General features: G+C 66.1%; 16 protein-coding genes. 3 read left to right on the forward strand and 13 right to left on the reverse strand.

Translation table 11 applies throughout. The annotated features are described in order from the left end of the window. Positions 1–510: 510 nt before the first annotated feature. Together SPHN_RS00455 and phoA are read left to right on the forward strand one after the other, a co-directional pair. Positions 511–3,189 (forward strand): TonB-dependent receptor, encoded by a 2,679-nt coding sequence (locus tag SPHN_RS00455; protein ID WP_248520521.1) that lies wholly within the window; start codon positions 511–513, stop codon positions 3,187–3,189. A 64-nt stretch (positions 3,190–3,253) separates the two neighbouring features. Continuing rightward, positions 3,254–4,660, forward strand: coding sequence for an alkaline phosphatase (phoA, locus tag SPHN_RS00460; RefSeq protein WP_248520523.1), 1,407 nt, complete (start codon positions 3,254–3,256; stop codon positions 4,658–4,660). A 195-nt stretch (positions 4,661–4,855) separates the two neighbouring features. Here phoA and SPHN_RS00465 read toward each other — a convergent pair whose 3' ends face one another. The 6 genes from SPHN_RS00465 to SPHN_RS00490 form a co-directional block, all read right to left on the reverse strand. Continuing rightward, a complete protein-coding gene (locus SPHN_RS00465) occupies positions 4,856–5,911 on the reverse strand; it encodes a LacI family DNA-binding transcriptional regulator (RefSeq protein ID WP_248520525.1) in 1,056 nt (351 codons plus the stop codon). A 10-nt stretch (positions 5,912–5,921) separates the two neighbouring features. Then, positions 5,922–7,439 (reverse strand): tryptophan halogenase family protein, encoded by a 1,518-nt coding sequence (locus SPHN_RS00470; RefSeq protein WP_248520526.1) that lies wholly within the window; start codon positions 7,437–7,439, stop codon positions 5,922–5,924. Then, on the reverse strand, positions 7,436–8,467 hold the full coding sequence (locus SPHN_RS00475) for a cupin-like domain-containing protein (protein WP_248520527.1): 1,032 nt from the start codon (positions 8,465–8,467) through the stop codon (positions 7,436–7,438). Before SPHN_RS00475 ends, SPHN_RS00470 begins: the two co-directional genes overlap by 4 nt. After that, positions 8,460–9,182: a SapC family protein gene (locus tag SPHN_RS00480; RefSeq protein WP_248520528.1), complete on the reverse strand. Its 723-nt coding sequence runs from the start codon at positions 9,180–9,182 to the stop codon at positions 8,460–8,462. Before SPHN_RS00480 ends, SPHN_RS00475 begins: the two co-directional genes overlap by 8 nt. Then, positions 9,182–10,732 carry a tryptophan halogenase family protein gene (locus SPHN_RS00485; RefSeq protein WP_248520529.1) on the reverse strand — a complete coding sequence of 517 codons (1,551 nt, stop codon included), beginning with the start codon at positions 10,730–10,732 and terminating at the stop codon, positions 9,182–9,184. Before SPHN_RS00485 ends, SPHN_RS00480 begins: the two co-directional genes overlap by 1 nt. 224 nt (positions 10,733–10,956) lie before the next feature. Then, positions 10,957–14,004, reverse strand: coding sequence for a TonB-dependent receptor (locus SPHN_RS00490; protein ID WP_248520530.1), 3,048 nt, complete (start codon positions 14,002–14,004; stop codon positions 10,957–10,959). Between the two features lie 575 nt (positions 14,005–14,579). Here SPHN_RS00490 and SPHN_RS00495 point away from each other — a divergent pair. Then, positions 14,580–15,800: an MFS transporter gene (locus tag SPHN_RS00495; protein WP_248520531.1), complete on the forward strand. Its 1,221-nt coding sequence runs from the start codon at positions 14,580–14,582 to the stop codon at positions 15,798–15,800. 83 nt (positions 15,801–15,883) lie between these two features. Here the strand turns inward: SPHN_RS00495 and cobA are convergent, their stop codons facing one another. The 7 genes from cobA to SPHN_RS00530 form a co-directional block, all read right to left on the reverse strand. Further along, positions 15,884–16,702 (reverse strand): uroporphyrinogen-III C-methyltransferase, encoded by an 819-nt coding sequence (gene cobA / locus SPHN_RS00500; protein ID WP_248520532.1) that lies wholly within the window; start codon positions 16,700–16,702, stop codon positions 15,884–15,886. Then, entirely contained in the window at positions 16,692–19,334 is a 2,643-nt protein-coding gene (locus SPHN_RS00505; RefSeq protein ID WP_248520533.1) for a molybdopterin-dependent oxidoreductase, read from the reverse strand. The genes cobA and SPHN_RS00505 overlap by 11 nt, the downstream gene beginning before the upstream one ends. A gap of 98 nt (positions 19,335–19,432) precedes the next feature. Beyond that, on the reverse strand, positions 19,433–19,771 hold the full coding sequence (gene nirD / locus SPHN_RS00510; RefSeq protein ID WP_248520534.1) for a nitrite reductase small subunit NirD: 339 nt from the start codon (positions 19,769–19,771) through the stop codon (positions 19,433–19,435). Then, positions 19,768–22,254 (reverse strand): nitrite reductase large subunit NirB, encoded by a 2,487-nt coding sequence (gene nirB, locus SPHN_RS00515; protein ID WP_248520535.1) that lies wholly within the window; start codon positions 22,252–22,254, stop codon positions 19,768–19,770. Before nirB ends, nirD begins: the two co-directional genes overlap by 4 nt. A gap of 38 nt (positions 22,255–22,292) precedes the next feature. Next, entirely contained in the window at positions 22,293–23,675 is a 1,383-nt protein-coding gene (locus tag SPHN_RS00520; RefSeq protein ID WP_248520536.1) for an MFS transporter, read from the reverse strand. 347 nt (positions 23,676–24,022) lie between these two features. Next, positions 24,023–25,237, reverse strand: coding sequence for a CmpA/NrtA family ABC transporter substrate-binding protein (locus tag SPHN_RS00525; RefSeq protein ID WP_248520537.1), 1,215 nt, complete (start codon positions 25,235–25,237; stop codon positions 24,023–24,025). Beyond that, the gene (locus SPHN_RS00530) at positions 25,237–25,815 is read right to left on the reverse strand and encodes an ANTAR domain-containing response regulator (protein ID WP_248520538.1); all 579 of its coding nucleotides are present in this window, start codon (positions 25,813–25,815) and stop codon (positions 25,237–25,239) included. The genes SPHN_RS00525 and SPHN_RS00530 overlap by 1 nt, the downstream gene beginning before the upstream one ends. Positions 25,816–25,933 lie beyond the last annotated feature (118 nt).

Genomic DNA, 25,933 nt, shown 5'->3' on the forward strand with positions numbered 1-25,933 from the left:
CAATCTGCGCAGGCATGGCGACCAAGCGGTTCGCGCTTCGTCCGACACTCGCCACAAAAAGCAAAGTTAATGCCAAATCGTAACATGCGCGTCACAAGTTTCACGCATTAAACCTCAAGGACGTTCGGGGTGATTGGGAATATGATGGGTTTTAATATTGTCTAGTTGTCGACGTTGTTAAGACAACGGGCAGAGCGGGCCGACGATACGTTGCACGCACCGTGCTTGCCACTGCAATACGGCGGCGAGGATCGGTATCTGATCTGCTCGATCAACGGTTCTCGCGTTATCTAGAGATCACGCATCTCCGCAAGTGAAATGCCGTTCAATCAAAATCTATCAATATCTCGAACTCATCGAGTTCGGGCGCGCGATGTCGCACGTCTGGCGCTCAGCGCCGGCGTGCCACGGGCATATAAGTACCGGGGGAAGCAGAAAATGATTCGTAGTTTTAAGCATGTCGATCGCATAACGCCCCTTCTGCTGGGAACGGCGGTCGTAGCACTATCCGTGGCCCCAGCCGTCGCGCAGACCGTACCGGCTTTAGTCGACCAGGAGACCGAGACGGGGGAGGAGATCGTCGTCTCCGGGTACCGTCGCAGCCTCGAAGAAGCCATCGACATGAAGCGCAACACGATCGGCTTTTCGGACTCGATCATCGCCACCGATATCGCCGATTTCCCCGAGCAGAACCTCTCCGAAGCGCTGCAACGCGTGCCCGGCGTGACGATCGAGCGCGAACGAGGCCTTGGCACGCGCGTCAACGTCCGCGGCCTGCCGAGCGAATTTACTTTCGTGTCGATCAACAAGCTGGCGACCGCCTCGGGTTCGGGCGGGCGCGACGTGGAATTCGACATCTTCGCCTCCGAACTGATTCAGTCCGTCACGGTGCAGAAGTCGCCGGTGGCGGCAGACGAGGAAGGCGGCATCGCCGGCTCGGTGCTGATCCGTACCGCGCGGCCTTTCGATAATCCCGGGCTGCGCCTGGTGGGCAGCGCCGACGGCGCGTACAATTCGATCTCCGAGAAGATCGACCCCAACTTCTCGTTCCTCGGCAGCAAGACCTTTGGCGACTTCGGCGTGCTGGTCTCGGTCGCCAAGCAGCAGCGCAGCAACCGCACCGACTCGAATTCGGGCATCAACTTCCGGCCGATCGCGCGCTGGACCGATCGTACCGGCACCGTCTACCGCAACCAGGCGATCGCCGTGCTGCAGCGCGACGCCGGCATCACGTTTGCCAATGCCGACAAGAACAAGATCGTGTTTCTCGATAAGGTCGGCGACCGCGTCTACCAGAACGATCAGGATCGCCTCGGCCTGTCGGGTTCGGTGCAATATAAGCCGAGCGACAATTTCAATATCGCCTTCGACGCGTTTCTCGGCTCGTACGATACGACCGAGGACGAATATGATGCGGCCGGCTATGCGGCGTCGAGCAACTCGACGCTCGAGACGATCCACGATTTCGACGCCACGACGCTGGCCGACAGCGGCATCGTCGTGCTGCGCGATGTCTCGTACACCAACACGCAGCATGAATTCCTGAGCAAGGAATATATCAACGAGACCGACTATCGCCAGTTCGGCAGCGAAATGAACTGGTCGACGGGCAACTGGAAGATCAATGCGCTGGGCGGCTATTCCGGCGCGAAGAAAACACTCGATACCTCGAACCTCAAGCACGTCGCCTATGCGCCGTCGCGCACCCGCTATACCGAGAATGGCGGCGAGACGATCCCGAGCGCCAATCCGCGCACGATCGACATGTACAATGCGCCGAACGCCTATCTGTTCGAGGCGTATGAAACCTTTCGCGAGCAGATCAAGGACGACAAATACGCCGCGCAGATCGATCTGAGCTATAATTTCGAAACGTCCTTGCTCAAGCGCTTCAACTTCGGCGGCCGCTACACCAACAAAAGCAACGAGCGCGAATATGGCGAGGAGAAGATCCAGGGCCCGACGCGTGGCAGCACGGCCTATGTCAATGTCCGTAAGCTGGGCGACAGCCCGCTCGAGAACGTGACCGACATCACAGGCGGCAAGAGCTATCAGGCACGCGACCTTAGCTGGGCGCAGGTTTCCAATGCCTATGCGCGCGACTTCTTCCGGCCGGACGGGTTCGTCACGCCGTTCAACGACGCCAATTATTACAAGGTCCAGGAAGAGACGATCGCCGGTTATGCGATGGTCGACCTCGAATTCACCGTGGCCGTGCCGGTGTTCGTCAATGTCGGCGGCCGCTATCTGCGCACCAGCATCCATTCGGAAGGCTTCCAGCAGGTCCAGAACCCGAACGGCTCGATCGGGCTGACGCCTGCGCCGGTGTCCAGCGACGGCAGATATGAAAAGTTCCTGCCGTCGTTCAACGCGCATGCCGAGCTCACCGACAGCCTGTTCCTGCGCGCCGCGGCCTCGCAAACGCTGATCCGTCCGGCGTTGACCGATCTTGCCTACAAACGGATCGCGAGCATCGGCAATTTTCGCTACACCGATGGCAATCCGGGTCTGGAGCCCACTTTGGCCGACCAGTGGGAAGTCGGCGTCGAGAAATATCTCCCCCGCGGCGGCATTCTGGCAGCGTCCTATTTCTGGAAGAAGATCAAGGGGGTGGTGCAGAGCCAGCTGACCGGTGTGGTGCCCGGCGTGACGGTCTACAACGCCAACGGCTCGGTCAACGGCGTCTACGAGTTCGACGTCTACCAGCCCGTCAACGCCGAGGGGTCTTACAAGGTCAGCGGCGTCGAGGTGAACGCGGTGATCCCGTTTGGCATGTTTGCGGATTGGGCGGACGGCTTCGGCATCAACGCCAACGCCACCTTCCTCGACAGCTCGCTCACCGGCGAATCCGACCTCGGCATCGATACCTCGCCGATCGGTCTTGCCGACAAGACGTACAATGCCACGGTCTTTTACGACAAGGGGCCGCTCTCGCTGCGCGCCTCGTACAACCGCAAGGGCGCCTATGTGGAGCGGATCGAGCGTAACATGTATCCGGTGTACCGGGATGCGTACGGTCAGTTCGACGTCGCCGCCAGCTATCAGGTGACGCGCAACTTCCGCGTCGAGCTGCAGGGCATAAACGTCGGGAACGCGAAGACCACCGGCTACACGATGGATCCGTCCTTTCCGACGACCTACGAAGCCTCGGGCAGCCGCATCAGCCTGGGCGTCCGCGGGCAGTTCTGATCCTCCGCAGGCCCTGCCGCGAAGGCGGGGCCTGCCATGCCATATCCAGTTCCGGAGCATCCCCATGATCTCGCATATCGCCCTTGCTGCGCTGCTCGCCGCGTCCGTCCAGCCCGCGGTCGCCCGGCGGGCCGCACCCGATCTGTCGCGCGCGGCGCGCGGCGATGTGCGCGCGCCCGGCGGCGCACGGCGTCTTCCCGGCGACATGCGCGAAACCTATCGTGCGCTCGCCGACACGAGCGAAGTGCGCAACGTCATCCTGCTGATCGGCGATGGCATGGGGGATTCCGAGATCACCATCGCGCGCAACTATGCCGAAGGGGCGGGCGGCTATTTCAAGGGCATCGATTCGCTGCCCTTCACCGGCCAGTACACGCATTATTCGCTCGACCGGGAAACCGGCAAACCCAATTACGTGACCGACAGCGCGGCCTCGGCGACCGCATGGGCATCGGGGGTCAAGAGCTATAACGGCGCGATCGGCGTCGATATCTATGGCAAGCCGCACAAGACGCTGCTCGAGCGCGCCAAGTCGGCCGGGCTCGCCACCGGCGATGTATCCACCTCGGAAATCCAGGACGCCACGCCGGGCGCGCAGATCGCTCATGTCGCGCAGCGCAAATGCTACGCGCCGGCCGCGACGAGCACACTCTGCCCGCAAAACGCGCTGGAGAATGGCGGCGCCGGTTCGATCACCGAACAGTTGCTCGATACCCGCGCCGACCTGGTGCTGGGCGGCGGCGCAGCAAGCTTTGCCGAGGCGGCAACGGCAGGCCGGTACAAGGGCAAGACACTCTTCCAGCAGGCGCAGGCGAGGGGCTATCGCATCGTCCGCAATGCGGCCGAGCTCGACGCCGTCTCCCGCGCCGACGACACGCAGCCGCTGATCGGACTGTTCGCCGACGGCAACATGCCGGTGCGCTGGACCGGTCCGCGCGCCAGCCACCACGGCAACATCGACAAGCCCGCCATCACCTGCCAGCCCAACCCGCAACGCCTGGCTACGGCCCCCAATCTGGCGGCGATAACCCGCAAGGCGATCGCTTTGCTCAAGAACCGGCCCAAGGGCTTCTTCCTGCAGGTCGAAGGCGCGTCGATCGACAAGCAGGATCATGCCGCCAATCCGTGCGGCCAGATCGGCGAGACGGTCGATCTCGACGAATCGGTGCAGGTCGCGCTGGAATTCGCCAAGGCTGACGGGCATACCCTGGTGATCGTCACCGCCGATCACGCACATACCAGCCAGATCATCGGCAACGGCGCCCGCGCGCCGGGCCTCACCGCCGCGATCAACACGCGCGAGGGCGGCGTCATGACGGTCAGTTACGGCACGGCCGAGGAGGGCTCACAGGAACATACCGGCACACAGCTGCGCATCGCGGCCTATGGTCCGCATGCGGTCAACGTGTCGGGACTGCTAGACCAGACGGATCTTCACTACATCATCCGGCATGCACTCGGTCTGGATTGAGCGAGATAAAATCCCAAGGCTGCATGACACGACCCTCAGTTGCACGCCGCGGGCCTGTGCATAGCGTGGTACGCTGGGAGCCAGCGATGACGGCCGTATAGCTGATCGCATGGCCCTCGCGCCCCAGTCGCGATGCGAGATTTAGCACGACGGACGCGGCGCTTACGTTAGTCGCCGACTGCGCTCATCCCTGACCTACCGCCGCCTGCGCGCGGACGTGGAAGAGCGTATCGTCATCGACGCGGGTACCGTCAGCGGCATAACGAGCGTCGGTCCGTTGGCGTGATCGGCGATGATGAGGTTGACGGCCTGTGCGGTGACTTCGGCGATCGGCTGGACGATGGCGGTCAGGGGCGGATGCGCCAGGCGGATGATCGGAGTGTCGTCGAAGCTGACCAGCGACAGGTCGTCGGGCACCGCGAGGCCACGTTCGCGCGCCAGTTCGAGCGTTGCGAGTGTCATCTGATCGTTGCTCGCGATGATCGCGGTCGGCGGTTTGGCCAGCGCCAGCAACTGTGCCGTAGCCGTGCGTCCCGACGCGTGGCTGAAGTCGCCGACCGCGAGCAGGTCGTCGGTCGCTAGCCCCGCCGCCGCCATCGCCGCGCGCCAGCCATCGACCCGCCACGCGCTCAGTTCATATTCGGCGGGTCCGGCGATAAAACCGATCCGTGTGTGACCCAGTTCGAGCAAATGCTCGGTCGCGATTCGCGCCGCTCGCGTGTCGTCCATGATAAGCCGGATCCCGGGCCCTTCGGTCAGCGAGCCTATCCGCGCGAAGCTGATGCCCTGCGCCTCGAGCAGGTTGATGATCAGCGGGTTGCCCGAATGCGGCGGCGTCAGGATCACGCCGTCGGGTTGCAGCGCCGCGATCGCCGCCATCAGCTCGCGCTCGATATGGTCGCTGTGCGTGTCGACCAGCTCGACGATCAGCCGATAGCCGTGTTCGGCGCAGGTCAGCATCCCGCCCAGCATCATCTGGTCGAACCAGTCGGTGCCCTGCCGCGCGCGCCAGTCGGCGATCGTCCGCTCGCGGTCGTTGAGCGCCAGGATCAAATACGAGCGCGAGCCGCCCATGCGCTGCGCAGCGATCGACGGGACGTAGCCGAGCTTGTCGATCGACGCCTGCACGCGTTGCATCATCTCGGGGCGGACGCCCGAGTCCTTGTTCACCACGCGGCTGACGGTTTGCAGCGAAACGCCCGCATCCGCCGCGACATGCTTGATCGTTACCGCCTGACGTCGCCTTGCCATGCGTCTGAACTCAGGCTGCAAGGACGGGCGAGGGGGCAGGGGCGGGCGCAGTGCCGCAGTAGCGCGCGACATAGGCGGCGTGCTCGGGCAGCCCCGCGACCGTCGCGTTGGTGCCGTCGCGCAGGCCGCCGAGCAGCCGCGCCAGTTCCTCGTCGCGCAGCTTGGTCGCGATCGGGTGATAGCTTTGCGGCACGATTCCCTGGCCGAGCATCACCTGCACCCAGCTATTCTCCGCGAACAGCTCTTCGTTCTTGCGGAACACGCGGCCGGTTTCGCGGAACAGCTCGATCTTCTGTTCCAGCGACTCCGGGATCGGCATTGCCGCGCAGTGCCGCCAGAACGCGCTGTCGCGGCGCTCGGTCGCCTTGTAGTGCAGGATCAGGAAATCGCGGATCTGCAGCATGTCGGTATGCTGCTGGTCGTTGAACTCGGCGACGTCGCGCGGACTGACCGCGCCCGACGGGAACAGACGCAACAGCCGCAACACCGCGCGCTGGATCAGGTGGATGCTGGTCGATTCGAGCGGCTCCATGAACCCGCCCGACAGCCCGATCGCGATGCAGTTGCGATGCCATTGCTGGCGCCGAGCGCCGGTGACGAAGCGGATCATGTTCGGCTCGGTGAGCGTCTTGCCCTCGATATTGCCGAGCAGCCGGTCGAGCGCGGCATCGCGGTCGAGATAGCGGCTGCAATAGACCAAGCCGTTGCCGGTGCGATGCTGGAGCGGGATGCGCCATTGCCAGCCCGCGTCGTGCGCCATCGCCCGCGTATAGGGGAGGGCCGGGCGGACGCTCTCGGTCTGGATCGCAATCGCGGAATCGCACGGCAGATAATGCGTCCAGTCGTCGAACCCGGCATGCAGCGCACCCTCGATCAGCAGCGCGCGAAAGCCGGTGCAGTCGAGGAACAGGTCGCCCTCGATCCGCGCACCGGACTCGAGCACCAGCGCGGCGATGTCGCCACTCTCGCCGTTCAGCTCGACCTGCGCGATCTTGCCTTCGAGGCGGCGCGTGCCGTCCGCTTCGGCCATTCCCCGCAGATATTTCGCGTAGCGCGTCGAATCGAGCTGATACGCGTAGTTCATGCGGTCGTCGGGGAGATGCGCGAACTTGCCCTGCAACGCCGCGCGCAGTTCGAGGCAATAATCGTCATAGGGCTGGTCATGCCCCTTGGTCAGGCCGTGCAGCCAGAAATGCTGGAAGCCCGCGGACCAGTGATCCTTGCCGGTGATCCCGAACGAGTGGAAATAGCTTTCGCCGCGGACCTTCCAGTCGTCGAACAGGATGCCGAGTTTGAACGTCGCCTGCGTCTCGCGCATGAACTCGGCCTCGTTGATCCCGAGCAGGCGGTTGAAGGTGATCATCGGCGGGATTGTCGATTCGCCGACGCCGACGGTGCCGATCGCGTCGGACTCCACAAGGGTGAGTTCGATCGTGCTGCCCATCGTGCGGGCGATCGCGGCGGCGGCCATCCAGCCGGCGGTGCCGCCGCCGGCAATCACGATGCGGCGCATTGGGTGTTCGGTCATCGGCTGAGCGCTCTCAGGAGGAAGGCACGGAGGCGACCAGCGGTGTCGGGGGTAAGCGGCGCGAGCACGCCGCGCGCCGGTTCGGGGATATGGTCCATGACGTCGGGCCCGTTGGTGAAGACGTAATGGTCGAACATCTCGCGCCAGTGCTGCTTCTCGTCGGCGGGCAGATCGCGGATCGCCAGCATCGCGTGGTTCAGCGCATCCTGCGGCTGGCCGAGCCAGCGCGGGCTTTCGCGCCACCAGTAATTCACCAGCACGTTGAAGTCGGACAGTCCCTCGACATGGTGCCACCACATCGCCGGGATATAGAGCGCGTCGCCCGCCTCGAGCTCGGCGACCTGCGCATGCGCCAGCGCCTCGCGAAACCTGGGATGCGCGGCGTAATCGGGATCGTGGAAATCGACCATGCTGACCGCGCGGCCCGCCGGCGTGTTGTCGACCGGGCCAAGGTAGAGGTTGCGGAACTGGTCGCGCGGGAAGACCGTGAAGCGCCGCCGGCCGACCGCGACGCAGGCGAGGTTGTCGGGGACATCGTTATGCGCCGCGATCCGCGTGCGGGTGCCCATCCAGATGCTGGCGAGCGGCGTCCGCGCGCCGAGATCGACATGGTTCGCCTCGTGCAGCCCGGCGAAGAACTGCTGCAGGTCGATCGACGCGAGATAGATCGCGTGCGCGTCGGCGGTGCCTTCGTTGGCGTCGATCCGCGCGAAGATCTCGGGCAGTTTCGCGCGCAGCATCTGGAAGTTCATCCCGTGCGTATCGTCGTAGAACAGCCGCCCCCGGCTGTCGGGCGTCCCGACCGAGACCGCGAACGGCAGGTCGCGCGCGTGACGCTGGATATAGTCGCGCGCCGCGCGTGACGATCGGCGACCGGCCTGCACCATCGGCCAGTCGGCGATCAGCCCGCGCACGATGAACGGCGTCGTTGCCTCGCGCAGACGCAGGTCGAGGTCGGCGGGACTGTCGACCGCGATCTTGCGAACCTCTGCCATCTCAGCGAAGATGCCGGACCTCGCCTCAGCCATGCGCGATCCGGCGGTTCTTGCGCGCGATCAGCGCGCCGATATTGCCGAGCGAGGCGAGCGCCATGAAGATCGGCATCAGGTGGCCGCGGGCGTGCAGGTCGGCGACCGCGGCGTCGTCGAGCGCGACCAGCCGATCCTCGTCGATGACGTGGAACCCGACCAGCCGGTTCTTCGCGGCATCGTCGAGCGTGACGTCGAGCGTCAGCGGTTCGAGCAGGTCGTAGCGCTGCACCGCCGCGAAGAAGTCGGCCGAGGCGACGAAGTCGGTGTCGAGCGCGCGGAGCTGGTCGGCGATCCGTTCCAGAAACGGCGTCGGGCGCCCGGTGTCGTCGAACACGCGCATGCCTTCGCCGCTGTCCCCGGCAATGCGCGGGCTGGCCATGTCGATATGGACCTGACGCACGTCCGAGCCATCGGCACCGCGGCCGACGAGGAAGGGCTGGCTGTCGATCGCGAGCGGGCGATAGCGCGCGTCCCAGCGGCCGTCGACGAGGAACAGATTCTCGCCCTCCTCGAACCCGAACAGCGCAACCGCGGTGACATTGCCCTGTACCTGGTCGCGCTGGAACAGGATCGGATAATCGGTCTGGACGCGGCGAAACTCGCTCGGGACGGTGATGCACGCCATGAGTCCGTCGCCCAGTTCGGGCGCGCGTTCGGTGCGGATCCGCAGGTCGCGGTGGGCATCGGCAGTGAGGATGGCGTGGTCGGGCATCAGCAGATCGGTTCCATGGCGGGCAGGGTCGCATGCCGCAGGGCATCAAGATAGGCGCGATTGGTCGGCAGGCCAGCGGTCAGCATCCGCCTGCGCTGATCGACCTGGCCCAGCAAGCCGTTCGTGCGCGATCGGTCCGCCGTGGCGATCGGCCCGCGCGACGGTGTGGGGAAGCCCATGCCGTACAGGACATACTGATAGCTGGCGGCGGGGAAGATCTCGTCGATCATCGGAAAATCTGCGCGCGACGGCGGCTGGTAATGCCAGAGCTGGAGCAGTTCGACGAGCCGTGGCGGGATCGACGCCGGATCGCGGTGGTCGCGCCAATAGGGTTCGTCGCGCGCGCTGAGGACGTAATGCAGCTTCAGGAACTCGACGATCCGGTCCCAGCGATAGCGGAACAGCGCGTTGAAGCGGTCGGCGTGGATGGCCATCGTGCCGCGCGTGGTAGGGAAGTTGTCGAGCAGCGCATCGAGCGACAATTCGATCAGCACGATCGCCGACGCCTCAAGCGGTTCGAGAAAGCCGGCCGACAGCCCGACCGCGAGGCAGTTGCGGTGCCAGAAGCGGTCGCGGTGGCGCGATCGGAACCGAAGCTGGCGAAACGACGGCGGCGGCGCGTCGGGGGCGGTGGCGCGCAGGTAGCGGGTCAGCGTGTCCGCCGCCGCATCGTCGCTCAGATGCGCGGACGAATAGACGCAGCCGATGCCGCGCCGGGTCGGCAGGCCGATGTCCCAGATCCAGCCCGCCGCGTGCGCGGTGGCGTTGGTCTGCGAGGCGATCGCGCTGTCGGGCGCGACCGGCAGCTGCACCGCGAGCGCGCGATCGTTGAACAGTTCGCCGCCCCGATCGGTGGACGCGACGCCGTAATGCCCCTCGATCAGCAGCGCGGCGTGGCCGGTGCAATCGAGGAACAGGTCGCCGGCGATCGCGCCCGACGCGCGCGTCCGCACCGCGGCGATGTCGCCGTCGTCGGTCGCATCGATCCCGACGACGTGATCGCGGACATGGCGCACGCCCAGCCGCTCGGTCGCATGGCGCATGAGCAGCGCGGCGAGCTTTCCGGCGTCGAGATGGTACGCGTAATTCTGCGTGCCGGCATAATCGGGCATTACCCGTTGGCGCGGTGCGAGGTTCTGGCGGCAGAGTTCGGCCTGCGCGCCGACGGCGTCGGCGAACCGGTCGCCGCGCTCTGCCCAGGCCGCGACGATATCGCGCGGATCGCCCTCGACCGGCGCGGTGAAGGGGTGGAAATAGCTGTCGTCGGGTGCGCCGGTGCGCCAGCCATCGAACCGCGATCCCTGCTTGAACGCGGCATCGCATGCCAAGAGGAAGTCGGACTCGGTGATGCCGATCCGCTCGAGCGTCCGGCGCATCGTCGGCCAGGTGCCTTCGCCGACGCCGATCGTCGCGACGTCGGGAGATTCAACCAGAGTCACGCGTATCGGCCGGGCGGCGCCGGAATCGGCCCGCGCGGCGATCAGGCAGGCGGCCAGCCAGCCGGCGGTACCGCCGCCCACGATCACGATGTTGGCGATCGACCCGTCCATCGTCTGTCCGTCTACTCCTTAGTATGCGCGTCCGAAGCCTGTCCTAACCCGTCATCCTGACGAGGGTTTCGATCGCCTCACTATACCCTAGCAATGCTCCCCCGCCAGGGGGAGGTGTCGCCGAAGGTGACGGAGGGGGAGGACACGCAACGGATGTGTCCTCTACCGCCCCCTCCGTCAGGCTACGCCTGCCACCTCCCCCTTGCGGGGGAGGATCAGCCTCCTCAGAAGGTGAAGCGCATCCCCGCCGAGTATCGCGCAAAGCCGGGCTGCGCGAAGGTGACGAAATTGTCCGAGCGGCGATGCCCGCGGCGACCCTGGCCGGTGAGGTTGATGGCCTCCACGAACACCGCCAGCCCCTTCTTCACTTCGGCAGATGCGCTCGCGTCGATCTGGCCGTACGCCTCGACATAGGTCGGGTCGAACGCACCGCCGGCGTAGAACTCGCCGCGCCAGTTATAGGCGACACGCGCCTGGATGCCGTTCTTGTCGTAATAGGCGACCGCGTTGGCGCTGTCGCTGAGCCCGGTCAGCGCGAACTGGCCGACATTGGGGTCGAGCGTGTTGTCGTATTTCGCGTCGCCGTTGACGATGGTGTAGTTCAGGATGACGCCGAACCCGGTTTCCCACAGCCGGTGCTGGATCGCGAATTCCCAGCCGTTGATGTTGGCGGTCTGGTCGCTGTTGAACGGCTGGCTCAACTGGAAATTGAACAGATCGTCTTCGGGCAGGCCGAAGATGTTGCCGTTCAACAACCCGGAATCGCTGGTGCCGGTGACCTGCGACGAGGCGGGGAAGTTGCGCAGGATGTAATCGCGAACCTGGAGGTTGTCCGTCGTTCCCAGCGCCGCCACTGCCTGACGATAACGGGGGCCGGAGCCCGGGTTGCGCAGGTCGAACGCAGGCGTGTTCAACTGGTTCGTGCCGATGAAGTTCTTCACGTCCTTGTTGAAGTACCCGACCGAAATATAGCTTTCGGGTCCGTAATACCATTCCGCCGACAGATCGATGTTCTTCGACTTGAAGGGAAGCAGGTTCGGGTTGCCCTGGCTACCGGTGCCGCCGCCGATGCGCGGGTTGGAGTCGATGTTCAGGCCACCCTGCAGGCTGCCATAGTCCGCGCGCGTGATGGTGTGGCTGTACGAGGCGCGCAACTTGACGTTGCGGAGCGGTTCGATGTCGAAATCGACCGCGGGCAACCAGTTGTTGTACTTGCCCTTCAGCGAGGTGAACGAATTGGCCCCGTAGGTAAGCGCGAATTCGTTCGCGCCCGTCCAGCGCGTACCATTCGGGATCGGCACCAGCGCCGACGAGTCGACCTGCGTTTCGTCGTACCGAATGCCGCCGATGATGTGTGCCGGCATGTCGAACACCGAGAATTTGGTGTTGAACTGGATGAAGGGCGAGATCGTCCGCTCGCGGATGCGGCGATCGTTGGTGTAATTGGCGAGGCAGGTGCCGGGCGCCGCGACACCCGTCTGCGGGGCGCTGCAGATATTATACTGCGCGCGGAGCAACTCGGCCATCTGCTCGAAGTTGAAGGTGTAGATCGACGACGGCAGCGCGGGATCGTTCGATCCGGCGACGCCCTTGAACTTGTCGGGCAGGCTGGTGAGGTTGAAGAAATCGTCGGGCACCGCGGCTGCGCCGAACGATGCGCCGCGCGGGTCGATGCCGCCCCAGGTCTCGTTCTGGATGAAGCCGTATGCCGATCGAACCTTGTTATCGACATAGGAGAAGCCCCAGTCGATGCTGCTCAGGAAATCGCCGTCGTGATCGTAATGCCCCTTCAGCTGGAGCTGGTTGATCTCGTCCTTGAAATACGCGTTGCGGAACGCGTTGCCGGTCGGCGTGATGAGCGACGCGTTGAGCGGGTCGATCCCCGGATACATCTGGTACGAGATGATCGGCAGATCCTTCTCGAAATTGACGCTCTGCGACTGGACGCCGAAGATCGCGCCGCCGATCGACGTGCTGCTGCCGTAATCGTTGGTCGGCTTCGAAACCGCGGTCGAGTGATGCGCGTCGAGCGACATCGTGACGTTGCCGGGCGCTTCCCAGGTCAGGTTGCCGCCGAGCGACTTGTTCTCGGACTTGTTGGCGCTCAGCGAACTGCTGTACGACAGATCCTTGCCGGGCGCGAAATTCTCGGAATAGAAGATCGGGCCCGCCGAGGGGCCGTCGGTCCACGCGCTGCGCGTGTCGCCGAAGTTGAACCAGATGCCGACGCTGCTGTCGCGCACCTCGACCTTGTTGCTCGAATAGGTGAAGTCCAGCGTCGCGGTCAGCGTGTCGGTCGGCTTGGCCTGCAACACGAGCTGGCCGTTGATGCGCTCGCGATCGATGTCGACGACGTTGTAGTTGGCGCTTTGCGGGATCTCGTAGACATCGGTCGGGCCGGGGCGATTGGTGATGTTCGCAGCCCCCGGCGTACCCGGCTGTGCCAGCGTACCCCAGTTGTTCTCGGCGCCGAGGAAGCCGTCGCGAAAGCCGACGCCCGACGAGTTGTTGCTCGCCTTGCGCCGCTGGTACGAGCCACTGAACAGAACGCCGATCCGGTCGTCGGCGAAGGTGGTGGACAGGATCCCCGACACTTCGGGCGTGATCGGGTCCTTGCCGTTGCGCGAGCTGTCGAGCACGCCCTTGGCGGCGATGCTGCCGCGCGTACCCGGCTTGTCGAGCGGACGCGGGGTACGGATGTTGATCGACGAGCCGATCCCGCCCGAGGGCACTGCGGCACGGCCGGTCTTGTAGACCTCGACCGCGGCGACGCCTTCGGACGCCAGGTTGGCGAAGTCGAACGAGCGCGATGCGGGCGCACTGGCGCCGTCGCCAAGCGTCGAGGTCGGCATCTGGCGACCGTTGAGCGTGACGAGGTTGTATTCGGGACCGAAGCCGCGGACCGTGACGGTCGAGCCTTCGCCGTTCGAGCGGTCGATCGACACGCCGGTGATGCGCTGGAGCGACTCGGCGAGGTTGGTATCGGGGAACTTGCCGATATCCTCGGACGAAATCGCGTCGACCACGCCCTGGCCGTTGCGCTTGATATCGATCGCCTCGCGCAGCGACGCGCGGATGCCGGTCACGACGATGTCGTCGGTGGTCTCGTTGGGATCGGCGGGGGCAGCCTGCGGGGCGATGTCCGATGGTCCGGGATTGCCGACCGTGGCGGCAGCGTCCTGCGCCAAAGCGATACCCGGCAGACCGACGAGCGCCAGTGCCGAAGTGCCGATGACAAAACGCGAAAGCGAGCGAGCTGCGAAGCCACGCATGGTATTCCTCCCCTGTAGACGGCGCTATGAGTTGCGCCTTCCCGTGAACGTTCACATTCTCCGCCCGCGTTTCCGAGTCAAGCACGGTAGCGCTATCGTTGTGAACGTTCTCAAATTATGTCGTCAGTAGTGGTAATGGGGCAACATGCCGTCACGGACTGTCGCCTTAGAACCCCGCCAAACCCTGGGAGGAACCGAAGATGTCTAAGGGGTCTCGCGCCACGCTGTTGCGCGCATCCCGCTGAAAACGGGTAAAACGCGCCGCGTCTTGCTGGCGCACGATACGCAGGATCGGACGTTGGAGCAGATGGCGACGCTCGAGCCCGCAACGATGAAGCCATAAGGCCCGCGCGGTCGTGACAGTCCTGCCGGTCCGGCGGGAGCGATCCGCGGACGGCATTTTCCAGACGCGAACTAGACTTGGTTCCCCGCGAAGAGAATCCAGACTGGGCTCCTGCCTTCGCAGGAGATGAAGGCGCGGTGGCGATGGTTGCCGGCTTCATACTCGGCGGGACATGCCGGAGGAAGGCGAGCGCGGTTGCCTGCCAAGCCTCGGGCGGCTTAGGGGGAAAGCGATGGCGCGCCCTCTCGCTTCCCCCGACACCGTCGCCATGGCGGACCGTCGCTCGACCGGTTTCCTGCTGATCTTCGCGCTGGCCTATGTCGGCGGAGTCATCGCCTATCTCCCGTTGCTGACCTTGTTGCTGCCGATCAAGGTGCAGGCCGTCGCGGGATTGCGGCGGTTGGATGTTCTGACCGCGATCGCGATTGCCGGCGCGGTGGCGGCCAGCGTGGCCAATGTGCTGTTCGGTTATCTCAGCGACCGATCCCGCGCGCGGGGCGGCGGGCGGCGCGGCTGGCTCGCCGGCGGGGTCGTCGCGACGGCGGTGGCATATGGCGCGATCGCCGTCGCTGCGACACCCACCGCGCTGATCCTGTCCGTCATCGGGTTCCAGGTCGCGGTAAACGCGGTGCTCGCGCCGATGCTGGCGATGATGGCGGACGAGGTGCCCGATGCGCAGAAGGGAGTCGCGGGAGGCCTGCTGGCGATGGCGAATCCGGTAGCCTCGACGGTCGCGGCGATCCTCGTTGGGGCCGCGTCGCTCGGGGACGCGATGCGGCTGGCGATCGTGCTGGCGGTGGTGGCGGGTTGCACGGTTCCGCTGTTGCTGACGCGGGTACGCCCGATCGCCGATCCGGGCCCGAGACCGGAGGGGGGGGCGATGTCGCGTCACGACCTGTTGCTGGCCTGGGTCGCGCGACTGTTCGTCCAGGTCGCGGGCAGCGCGCTGTTCATCTATCTTCTCTATTATCTCGAAAGCGTCGCGCCGGGGATGCCGCCGGCGACGATCGCGGCACGGATGGGGACCGTCATGATCCTCGCCTACACCCTGCCTTTGCCGATCGCGGTCTTGGTCGGCCGGCTCGCGGATCGGTCGGGGCGCATCAAGCCGTTCCTGTTCGCCGCGGCGCTGGTCGCCGCCGCCGGGCTGGTCGGGATGGCGCTCGCGGATGGATTTACAAGCGGTGCGGCGGCGTTCTGCGTCTATGCTACCGGCGAATCCGTCTTCCTTGCACTGCACGCTGGGTTCGCGATGCAATTGCTGCCCGACCCGCGCCACCGCGGTCGAGACCTGGGGTTGCTCAACCTGACCAATACGCTGCCGGCACTGCTCGGGCCGACGTTGACTTGGGCGCTAGCCACGCCAACCGACTATGACACCGTGATGCTGGTGCTCGCAGCGCTGACGCTGTGCGGCGGGCTGACCATTCTTGCGACGCGTCGGCGGCGTTAGCGGACCGGGTAATCGGCGCCGGTCGTCGCCGTCACCCTCGCAGCCACCGTCGTCTTCCGGCCATGATCGATGCGGTAATGACCCTAGTGCGCCTTGCCCTCGGGCAGGGTCTGTTTCGCACGAGCTACCACCGTCGATAGCGGGCCGGAAGATCCCGTGCGTTCGTCGCATGGCGTTGCGACCGCCTCGCCGATCAGCAGCAGCGACGGATCGTGGTCGCTGATCGTCTCGACCAGGAAGGCAAGCGCGGACAGCCGGCCTCGGATAATGCGTTCGTCCGGGAGCGAGACGTTGACCGCGACCATCACCGCGGTGTCGGGTGCGCGACCGGCTGCGATCAGGTTGCGCGCGATCTCGCCGGCGGCGGCGCGGCCCATGTAGACGGCGAGCGTCGCATCGGGTGCGGCGAGTGCGGTCCAGTCGAGATCGAGCGCTTCGCCCACGCGGGCGTGCGCGGTGACGAAGGTGAGCTTCCGCGCGATGCCACGCAGTGTCAGCGAGGCGCCACCCGAGGCTGCGGCGGCGCTCGCGGCGGTGATGCCGGGGCATATCTTCACCGCTATGCCCTTGGCGGCGAGATGATCCATCTCTTCGGTCGAGCGGCCGAAGATCGACGGGTCGCCGCCCTTGAGCCGGACGACGCGCTTGCCGGCGAGCGCGGCGATGTCGATCAGCACGTTGATCGACACCTGGTCCTTGGAATGCCGCCCCGATCGCTTGCCGACGCTCACCGTTTCGGTTGCCTCGGGGATCAGCGCGAGGACGCCCGCGCCGACCAATGCGTCGTAGAACACGATGTCTGCGGCCGCGATCAGCCGTTCGGCCTTGCGCGTCAGCAGGTCGGGATCGCCGGGGCCGGCACCGACTAGCCAAACCGAACCGGGCGGGAATTCATGCGACATGGGCTGATCCTTGCGTGACGAGGAGTTTGGCGAGGGCAGGGCGGCACGATCCGCAATTGGTGCCGGCCTTCAGCGCCGCACCGATCGCGGGGACATTGGCGAGATGCTGCTCGGCGATCGCGGTGAGGATGGTCTTCAGCCCGACATCGAAACAGGCGCAGACGATCGGCCCGCGGTCGACCTGCATGCCGGGTGCTCGGCCTGCGAGCAGGGTGGGCGCGGCAACCGCCTCACTCAGTTGTGCCACGAGCCAGTCGCGGGGCGGGAGTGTGCCGTCACGCGTCACGAACAGGACGCCGGCGAGCCTGCCACCATCAAGGACTGCGATCCGGCGGCTCCCGCGTGCTGCATCGACAGCCTCAGTCCGCTGGCCCTTTGGCAGCAGCGCATCGAGCGTGGCGGCGTCGCCATTCCCCGCCATGTCCCATGCCGTTCCGCACGGCACCGCAACGCGCGTTGCCCACAGGCAATCGGGGGGCGTCGCCAGTTCGCCGCGGACCACGACGAACCCGCGCCATTCGGTCGCGACCGGCTCGATCCGCACGGGAGTCGACTTGAACCCCGGCTGGCCCGAGATCGGATCGGCAAGCGGGCGAGGGAGCAGCCCAGCACGACCGCCGGTCGCGGTGCGATCGGTCCAATGGATCGGCACGAACAGCTCGCCGACCCGCTGCGTCGCGGCGACGCTCGTGCGGAAGACGCTGTTGCCCTGCGGCGTCGACACACGGGCCAAGCCACCGTCGACGATCCCTAACCGGGATGCATCATCGGGGTGGATCTCGACCAGCGGCTCCTCACGGTGCCGCGCCAGCTTGGGCGACAGGCCGGTGCGGGTCATCGTGTGCCACTGGTCGCGGTAGCGCCCGGTGTTGAGGGTCATCGGCCATTGCGCGAGCGGTGCGGCGACGGGCTTCTGCACGACCGGCACCAGCCGCGCGCGTCCGTCGGGCGTCGAGAAACGGCCGTCCGCAAATGGCGTGCCACCCCAGCGGAACGGTGGCATCGCGTCATACTCGGCATTGCCCTTGGCGGCATGGCCGGGGAGCGTGAACAGTCGCGCGCCGTCATTCTCGTATGCCGACAGCCGGCAATGCTCGCGCCAGATCTCGGCCGGTCGATCATAGGGGAACGCCGTCTTCCACCCCATCCGCCGCGCGACCTGCGTGACGATCCACCAATCGGGTTTCGCCTCCCCCGGCGCGGCCATGAAGGCGCGCTGGCGGCTGATCGTGCGGTCGGAATTGGTGACGGTGCCGTCCTTCTCCCCCCACGCCGCGGCGGGCAGGCGGACATGCGCGTGGACCGACGTGTCGGTCGTCTCGATCACGTCGGACACGACGACGAACGGGCACTCCGCCAGCGCCTCGCGGACGCGGCCGGCATCGGGCATCGACACCGCGGGGTTGGTCGCCATCACCCAGATCGCCTTGATCCGGCCGTTGCCGAGCTCGCGGAACAGGTCGACCGCCTTCAGCCCCGGCTTGGTCGCCATGTTGGGCGCGGCCCAGAACCGGCCGACCCGCGCGACGTTCTCGGGTGCGAAATCCATGTGCGCGGCGAGTGACGAGGCGAGCCCGCCGACCTCGCGCCCGCCCATTGCGTTGGGCTGGCCGGTGATCGAGAACGGGGCGGCACCCGGCTTGCCAATCCGCCCGGTCGCGAGGTGGAGGTTGGTGATCGCGTTGACCTGATCGGTGCCCGACAGCGACTGGTTCACGCCCTGGCTGAACATCGTCACGGTCTTCGGCGTCGCGGCGAACAGTTCGAAGAAGCGCCTGAGGTCCTGCGGCGGAACATCGCAGGTGCGCGCGACCGACCACAGGTCGCTGCCCTCGCCAAGCTGGTCCCAGAAAGCGTCGGGCGTTGCGACATGCGCGGCGAGATAGTCGTAATCCACCACCCCCGCGTCGCGGCACCACGCCAGCAGCCCGTTCATCAGCGCGACGTCGGTGCCTGGCCTGATCGCGAGGTGCAGGTCGGCCTCGTCTGCGGTCTCGGTCCGGCGCGGGTCGATGACGACCAGTTTCGCGCCGGCATCGCATCGTGCACGGACACGTTGATAGACGATCGGGTGGCACCAGGCGGTGTTCGATCCGACCAGCACGATCAGGTCGGCGGCGTCGAGATCGTCGTAAGCAGCGGGCACGATATCCTCGCCGAACGCGCGGATATGCCCGGCGACCGCGCTCGCCATGCAGAGCCGCGAATTGGTGTCGATGTTGGCCGAGCCGATGAACCCCTTCATCAGCTTGTTGGCGACGTAATAGTCCTCGGTGAGTAGTTGTCCGGAAACATAGAACGCGACGCTGTTCGGCCCGTGCTGTGCGATCGTGTCGCGGAAGCGTTTGGCGACGAGGTCGAGCGCCTTGTCCCAGGATGCGCGGCGCTGGCCGATCATCGGGGTGAGCAGGCGGCCTTCGAGCCCGATCGTCTCGCCGAGATGGGTGCCCTTGGAGCAGAGCTTGCCGGCGTTGGCGGGGTGATCCGGGTCGCCCTTGATCGTGACGGTTCGATTCCCGGTCGGAGTCGCGAGGATGCCGCACCCAACACCACAATACGCGCAGGTAGTGCGGATATCCTCCCCGGCACGGGGAGGGGGACCATCCGAAGGATGGTGGAGGGGGGCTTCCACAGGCGTCCCCCTTCGTGGAGTCCCTCCCACAGGCGTCCCCCTTCGTGGAGGCCCCCCTCCACCGCCTGCGGCGGTCCCCCTCCCCGTGCCGGGGAGGATCATGCGGCGGCTTTCATCGTCGAGGTGCGGCACAGCAGCACCCGCCCCCCCGACACCTTCACCGGGATCACCGGCGTGCACCCCTTATCCTCGCCTAGCGCCTCGCCCGTATCCAGTGCGATCCGCCAATTGTGCAGCGGGCACGCGACCGCACCGCCATGGACGATCCCCTGCGACAGCCGTCCCCCCTTGTGCGGACAGCGGTCGGCGAGCGCGAACACCTTGCCGTCGCCGGTCCGGAACACCGCGATGTCGCCGCCGCCGGTGACCTGCACGGTGCGGCTGCCGCGGACCGGGATCTCGTCGACCCAGCCGATATCGAGCCATTCGCCGATCATGCCATTTCCCTCGTTGCGTCAAGAGGCGTGAACCGCGCCATCGGGGCGTGCTGTTCGCGGTGCTCGCCCGCCGCGCGCGCCGCCCAGGGATCGTCCTGCGTGAACTGTTGCGAGAACAGGAACCGTGCCGCCAGCGCATCGCGACCCTCGGGATCCTCGGCGATCCGTTCGCGGATATACTCGACGCCGATCCGCTCGATCCACGGCGCGGTGCGCTCCAGATAGCGCGCCTCCTCGCGGTACAATTGGATGAACGCGGCGCAATAGTGCATCGCCTCTTCCTCGGTCGCGACCTTGCACAGGAAGTCGGTCGCGCGGACCTTGATCCCGCCGTTTCCGCCGACCGACAGCTCGTAGCCAGAGTCGACGCAGACCACGCCAAAATCCTTGATCGTCGCCTCGGCGCAGTTGCGCGGGCAGCCGCTGACCGCGATCTTGAATTTGTGCGGCATCCACGAGCCCCACGTCATCCGCTCGACCTTGACGCCGAGCCCGGTCGAATCCTGCGTCCCGAACCGGCACCAGTCCGACCCGACGCAGGTCTTCACGGTGCGCAAGCTCTTGCCATACGCATGCCCGCTGACCATCCCGGCGGCGTTGAGATCGGCCCAGACCGCGGGCAGATCCTCCTTCTTGATCCCGAAGATGTCGAGCCGCTGGCCGCCCGTCACCTTGACCATCGGTGCGTCGTATTTCTCGACGACATCGGCGATCGCGCGCAGCTCGCGCGGGTTGGTGAGGCCACCCCACATCCGCGGCACGACCGAATAGGTGCCGTCCTTCTGGATGTTGGCGTGCAGCCGTTCGTTGACGAACCGGCTCTGCTGGTCGTCCTTATAGTCGCCCGGCAGCGCGCAGAGCAGATAGTAATTGAGCGCGGGCCGGCACGACGAGCACCCGTCAGGCGTCGACCAGCTCATCTTCTGCATGACCTCGGGGATCGATCGCATGCCCTGCGCGACGATCTCGCGGCGGACGTCGTCGTGCCCGAAGCTGGTGCATTTGCACATCGTCTTGACGTCACGCTCACCCGAATATTCATCGCCCAATGTGACCGCGAGCAGCGTCTCGACCAGCCCAGTGCACGATCCGCACGATGCCGACGCCTTGCAGGTCGCGCGGACCGCGTCGAGCGTCGCGTTGCCCGCGCCGATGCACGCCACGACCTTGCCCTTGGTGACGCCGTTGCAGCCGCAGATCTCCGCATCGTCGGAGAGTGCCGCAACGGCCGCCTTAGGGTCCGCCGCGCCCCCTCCCGAGGCGAACGACTGGCCGAAGATCAGCATGTCGCGGATCGGCGCGATGTCTTCCGCCCGCTTGAGCAGGTCGAAATACCAGCCGCCGTCCGTCGTATCGCCGTACAGCACTGCGCCGACGATCCGGTCGTCCTTGACCACGACGCGCTTGTAGATGCCGCGCGACGCATCGCGCAGGACGATGTCCTCGCACGCCCCGCCGCCCGAGAAATCGCCCGCCGAGAACACGTCGAGCCCGGCGACTTTCAGCTTGGTCGACGTCACCGAGCCGCGATAGCCGCTGTGACTGTCGGTCAATCCATCGGCGAGCGCGCGGCACATGTCCCAGAGCGGCGCGACGAGGCCGTAGACGTTGCCGTCATGCTCGACGCATTCGCCGACCGCGAGGATCGACGGGTCGCTGGTGACCATATGGTCGTCGACCTTGATCCCGCGGCCAATCTCCAGTCCGGCGTCGCGCGCGAGGGCGACGGAGGGGCGGATGCCGACGGCCATGACGACCAGGCTCGCGGGGATCAGCGTGCCGTCCTTGAGCCGCACGCCTTCGACATGGGTGTCGCCGACGATCTCGGCGGTGTTCGCTTCGGTCAGGATGACCTGGCCGCGCGCCTCCAGCGCCGATTTCAGCAGCCAGCCCGCCGCCTCGTCGAGCTGGCGTTCCATCAGCGTCGGCATGAGGTGGATCACCGTGACCTTCATTCCCCGCAGCGTGAGGCCGTGCGCTGCCTCCAGTCCGAGCAGGCCGCCGCCGATGACGACCGCAGCGCCACCCTTTCCGGCCGCCTCCAGCATGTGATCGACATCGCCCATGTCGCGGAACGAGATGACGCCGGGCAGGTCCTTGCCGGGGACGGGGATGATGAACGGATCGGAGCCGGTCGCGATCAGCAGCCGGTCGTACGACACGGTCAGCCCCGAACGCGCGGTGACGGTCTTCGCGATGCGGTCGATCGCCTGGACCGGATCGCTCGTCACCAGTTCGATCGTGTTGGTCGCGTACCAGGCGTGGTCGTTGATGACGATCTGCTCGAACGTCTTCTCGCCCGCCAGCACCGGCGACAGCATGATCCGGTTGTAGTTCACATGCGGCTCGGCACCGAAGATCGTGACGCGGTAGCGGGTCGGATCGCGCGCGATCAGTTCCTCGACCGCGCGACAGCCGGCCATGCCGTTGCCGATTACGACCAAGTGTTCGCGGGTGTCGGGGGAGGGGGTTTGGTGGTCCATCAGATCGTCCAGTCGGGTTGGAGCCGGGGAAGGGAGGGTCACGCGGGGAGCGCCCCGTTCACGGAGCGGTCGCTGTTGCGCCGCGCGTCGAGCGCCGCGTCGAGCAGCGCGCGCTCGTCCGATTTGTGCGTCGCGGAAAAGCGGACAGCCAGAGCGCAGACCGCCGTGCCCGCAACGATGTAGCCGAGCACGATGAGGCATTGCTGCGGGGTGGCCGAGGCCTTGTTGAGGAACCCCGCCGCGACCGCACCGATGTTGCCGCCTGCGCCGATCAGCCCGGCGACCCCGCCCAGCGCCTTGCGGTCGATGAACGGCACCAGCGCATAGGTCGCGCCGCACGCCATGTGCGTGAACAGCCCGAACATCGTCATCGCCAGGATCGCGAGCGTCACGCTGCCGGCATTGCCGAACAAGACCAGCCCGATACCCTCGCCGAGCATCAGCGCGAACAGCAGCAGCGCGCGGCCATCGAGACCCTTTTTAAGCGCGATCCGGTCACTGGCGATCCCGCCGAGCGCGCGGGCGAACAGCGCTAGCCCACCGAAGATCCCCGCCGCCAGCCCGGCGCTCGTTAGCGACAGACCGAACCGATCGACATAATAGCTCGCCGCGATGTTGTGGATGAAGATCTCCACCCCGAAGCACGCGCCATAGGTCGCGGCGAGCATCCAGGTGCGGTAATTGGCGGCGGCGCGGCGGAAGATCGCCATGCCCGTCGCCTTGCCGCCGTCGAGTTCGACCCCCGCCGCCCGGAGGTCGACGATGTCGCCCTGCGGCGTGTCCTGCGTGTAGCGCGCATAGACGAACGCCATCGCGACCATCGCGACGCCCGGCACGAACATCGCCGCGCGCCATCCCCAGACGTGCTCGACGCCGAGCCCGATCAGCGCAGCGACGACCAGCGGCATCAGGCTCTGCGCCGCGCCGCCGCCGGCATTGCCCCACCCGCCGACGGTCGCGTTGGCGGTGCCGACGACATTCGGCGCGAACATCACACTCGTGTGATATTGGGTGATGACGAACGAGGCGCCGATTGCGCCGATTGCAAGCCGGAAAAACAGGAACGTCTCATAAGTCTGCGCGAACGCCAGCCCAAATACGGGGATCGCACCGAGTAGGAGCAGCCACGTATAAGTACGACGAGGCCCGAACCGGTCGCAGAGCGGACCGACCACCAGCCGCACCACGATCGTCACCGCGACCGCGGCGATGTTGATGTTGGCGATCTGGTCTTTGCTCAGCCCGAACTCGGTCTTGATAAGCGGCATCAACGGCGCGGCGGCGAACCATGCGAAGAAGCAGACGAAGAACGCGAGCCACGTGACATGGAACGCGCGCATCTGCGGCGTGGCGGCACTGAACAGGTCGATCCGTGTGGCTTTCGGCGCGGTGGTGTCGATACCCGGTGATGCGAACAACATGGTCGGTCCCCCATCTGCGATGGACAAAGAAAAAGCCGCCCCGACGGCGACCTTGCGGACGCATCGGAGCGGCTTCGTTGCCTATGGACGATCGGTGGATCGCCCTACGCGGTCAGGTCCCGCCATTGGAACCGGTCTCGCGATGATTTCGTGTCCGACTCCCTTGCCGGACGGTGCGAAGATGACCGAAGTGGCCCCATTGCGCAAGCGTCATTTCGCGGGTGCAGCAGATTTGGGTTTGGCGCCTAAATTATCGCCTTCCCCTACCGTGTTTCCCCGCGAAGGCGGGGACCCAGACTGGGCTACCGCCTTCGCGGGAGAACAAGGAGGTGCAGGGCCGCCTGCCGTCAGGGCAACCCGGCCAGATATCCCTCGATATCATCTGGATCGAACGCGCGCCGGTCGAAGAACGCATCGCGCCCAAGGATCAACCGCCCCTGCGTAGACCCCGCACCGATGCCGTCCGCGCCGATCGCCCCCTCCAGCTTCGAACTCGCATTGGGCAACGGCGCGCCCGACCCGGCCAGCGCGGCGCGGTAAATGTCCGGTCGGAACACCCCTTGCGCGATATCCGCCTCCTCGGCCGAGAACGGCGTACCGTCCCACCGCACCATCTGCGAATACAGCCACGCCGCCTGACTGCGCCACGGGAAGTTTGCCGCCTCGCGGTACTGGAACATGAAGTCGGGAACGTGGATCGGCACGGCATCCTTCACCAGCCGCACCCGGTCGCCGATCGCGCGCGCCACCGCATCGACCGGCGCATCGAGATACTCTGGGCGAGACAGGATCGCCGCATTCGCCTCAAGCGTGCCTGGATCGACGAACTGCGCAGCCGCAGCGTGCAGCGCGCGGATCAGTCGGTGGACGACGTCGCCGCGCTCGACCAGCGTAGTCTCGCGCATCGCCAGCACCTTCTCGACCCCACGCCGCCAGACCTGCGCCGTCACCAGCGCGATCCGCCCGACCCCGCGATCGACTGCCACCCCGTTCCACGGTTCGCCGACGCAGATACCGTCGACCTCGCCCGCCGCCAACGCATCGGCGGCGAAGGTCGGGCTGGTCGTGACGATCTCGACATCGGTATCCGGTCGGATGCCGACCGCAGCGAGCCAGTAGCGCAGCATGTAGTTATGGCTCGAATAGCGATGGACTACGCCGAACCGCAACCGCCGCCCCGCCGCGGCGCGCGCGACCGCCACCGCCTTCAACCGCGCGCCGAGCAAAACGGGATCGCCCAACGCATCCCCGTCCAGCACCTCAGCCGCGAGCGGCAGCGACAACGTGATCGCATTGCCGTTCAGCCCCAGCACGAACGGCACCGCCATCGCCACCGCCGGCCTCCCACGTCCCAGCGCCGTCGCGATCGCCAGCGGCGCGACCATGTGCGCTGCGTCGGTATGCCCGTACAACAGCCGGTCGCGCACCGTCGCCCAGGTCATGTCGCGAACCAGCTCGATCTCCAGCCCCTCGGCCTCCGCGAACCCGCGTTCGCGCGCAAGGATCGGCAGTGCCGCATCGACCAACGGCAGGAAGCCGATGCGGACCCGGTCGAGCGCCATCATAAATCTCCCATGAGTGCGTCGCTGGTGATGATTGCGTCGGCGATCTCGGCGATCCGGCGGTTGGATCGCATCGCCTGCGCGCGCAGCAGGCCATACGCGGTCGGTTCGTCGATCCCGCGGCGCTTCATGACGATCGCCTTGGCGCGGTCGATCGTAGTGCGATCGGCCAGCGCGCTGCGCGCTTCATGCAACTCCGCCTGCAACCGCGCGAAAGCCTGGAACCGCCGGATCGCGAGATCGATGACGGGCTTGATTCGCTGCTTGGCGAGCCCGTCGACGATGTACGCCGACACGCCCGCATCGACCGCGGCGTTCGTGGACTCCGCATCGCTCTGGTCAACAAACATCGCGATCGGCCGCGCCAGCGCGCGCGACACCGCGAAAAACTCCTCGAGTACGTCACGGCTCGGATTTTCGAGGTTGATCAGCACCACTTCCGGCGCGGCTTTCTCCAGCGCGGCGACCATCCCGATCGTTCCATCGATCACCACGAGATCGTCGAGCCCCGCCTCTCGCAGGCCGTCCGAAATGATCGCAGCACGCGTGGTACTCGTGTCGATGATCGCGATGCGCATCGTCGAGGCTTATTACGCGCCGTCTCGATTGGCGAGGCCGTGTCGGCGATTTTGGCAGCATGGGCTCGTCCGAAGCGACTGCGCATCGGACTATAAAGAGCCTCTGTCGTTCCCGCGA

The sequence above is a fragment of the Sphingomonas faeni genome, assembly GCF_023195535.1.
Classification (GTDB): Bacteria; Pseudomonadota; Alphaproteobacteria; order Sphingomonadales; family Sphingomonadaceae; genus Sphingomonas; species Sphingomonas faeni_B.

Bases quoted from the DNA above. Each gene is read 5' to 3' on its own strand.
- phoA (WP_248520523.1), top strand. From the start codon at position 3,254: ATGATCTCGCATATCGCCCTTGCTGCGCTGCTCGCCGCGTCCGTCCAG.
- SPHN_RS00465 (WP_248520525.1), bottom strand. From the start codon at position 5,911: ATGGCAAGGCGACGTCAGGCGGTAACGATCAAGCATGTCGCGGCGGAT.
- SPHN_RS00470 (WP_248520526.1), bottom strand. From the start codon at position 7,439: ATGACCGAACACCCAATGCGCCGCATCGTGATTGCCGGCGGCGGCACC.
- SPHN_RS00475 (WP_248520527.1), bottom strand. From the start codon at position 8,467: ATGGCTGAGGCGAGGTCCGGCATCTTCGCTGAGATGGCAGAGGTTCGC.
- SPHN_RS00480 (WP_248520528.1), bottom strand. From the start codon at position 9,182: ATGCCCGACCACGCCATCCTCACTGCCGATGCCCACCGCGACCTGCGG.
- SPHN_RS00485 (WP_248520529.1), bottom strand. From the start codon at position 10,732: ATGGACGGGTCGATCGCCAACATCGTGATCGTGGGCGGCGGTACCGCC.
- SPHN_RS00490 (WP_248520530.1), bottom strand. From the start codon at position 14,004: ATGCGTGGCTTCGCAGCTCGCTCGCTTTCGCGTTTTGTCATCGGCACT.
- SPHN_RS00495 (WP_248520531.1), top strand. From the start codon at position 14,580: ATGGCGCGCCCTCTCGCTTCCCCCGACACCGTCGCCATGGCGGACCGT.
- cobA (WP_248520532.1), bottom strand. From the start codon at position 16,702: ATGTCGCATGAATTCCCGCCCGGTTCGGTTTGGCTAGTCGGTGCCGGC.
- nirD (WP_248520534.1), bottom strand. From the start codon at position 19,771: ATGATCGGCGAATGGCTCGATATCGGCTGGGTCGACGAGATCCCGGTC.
- nirB (WP_248520535.1), bottom strand. From the start codon at position 22,254: ATGGACCACCAAACCCCCTCCCCCGACACCCGCGAACACTTGGTCGTA.
- SPHN_RS00520 (WP_248520536.1), bottom strand. From the start codon at position 23,675: ATGTTGTTCGCATCACCGGGTATCGACACCACCGCGCCGAAAGCCACA.
- SPHN_RS00525 (WP_248520537.1), bottom strand. From the start codon at position 25,237: ATGGCGCTCGACCGGGTCCGCATCGGCTTCCTGCCGTTGGTCGATGCG.
- SPHN_RS00530 (WP_248520538.1), bottom strand. From the start codon at position 25,815: ATGCGCATCGCGATCATCGACACGAGTACCACGCGTGCTGCGATCATT.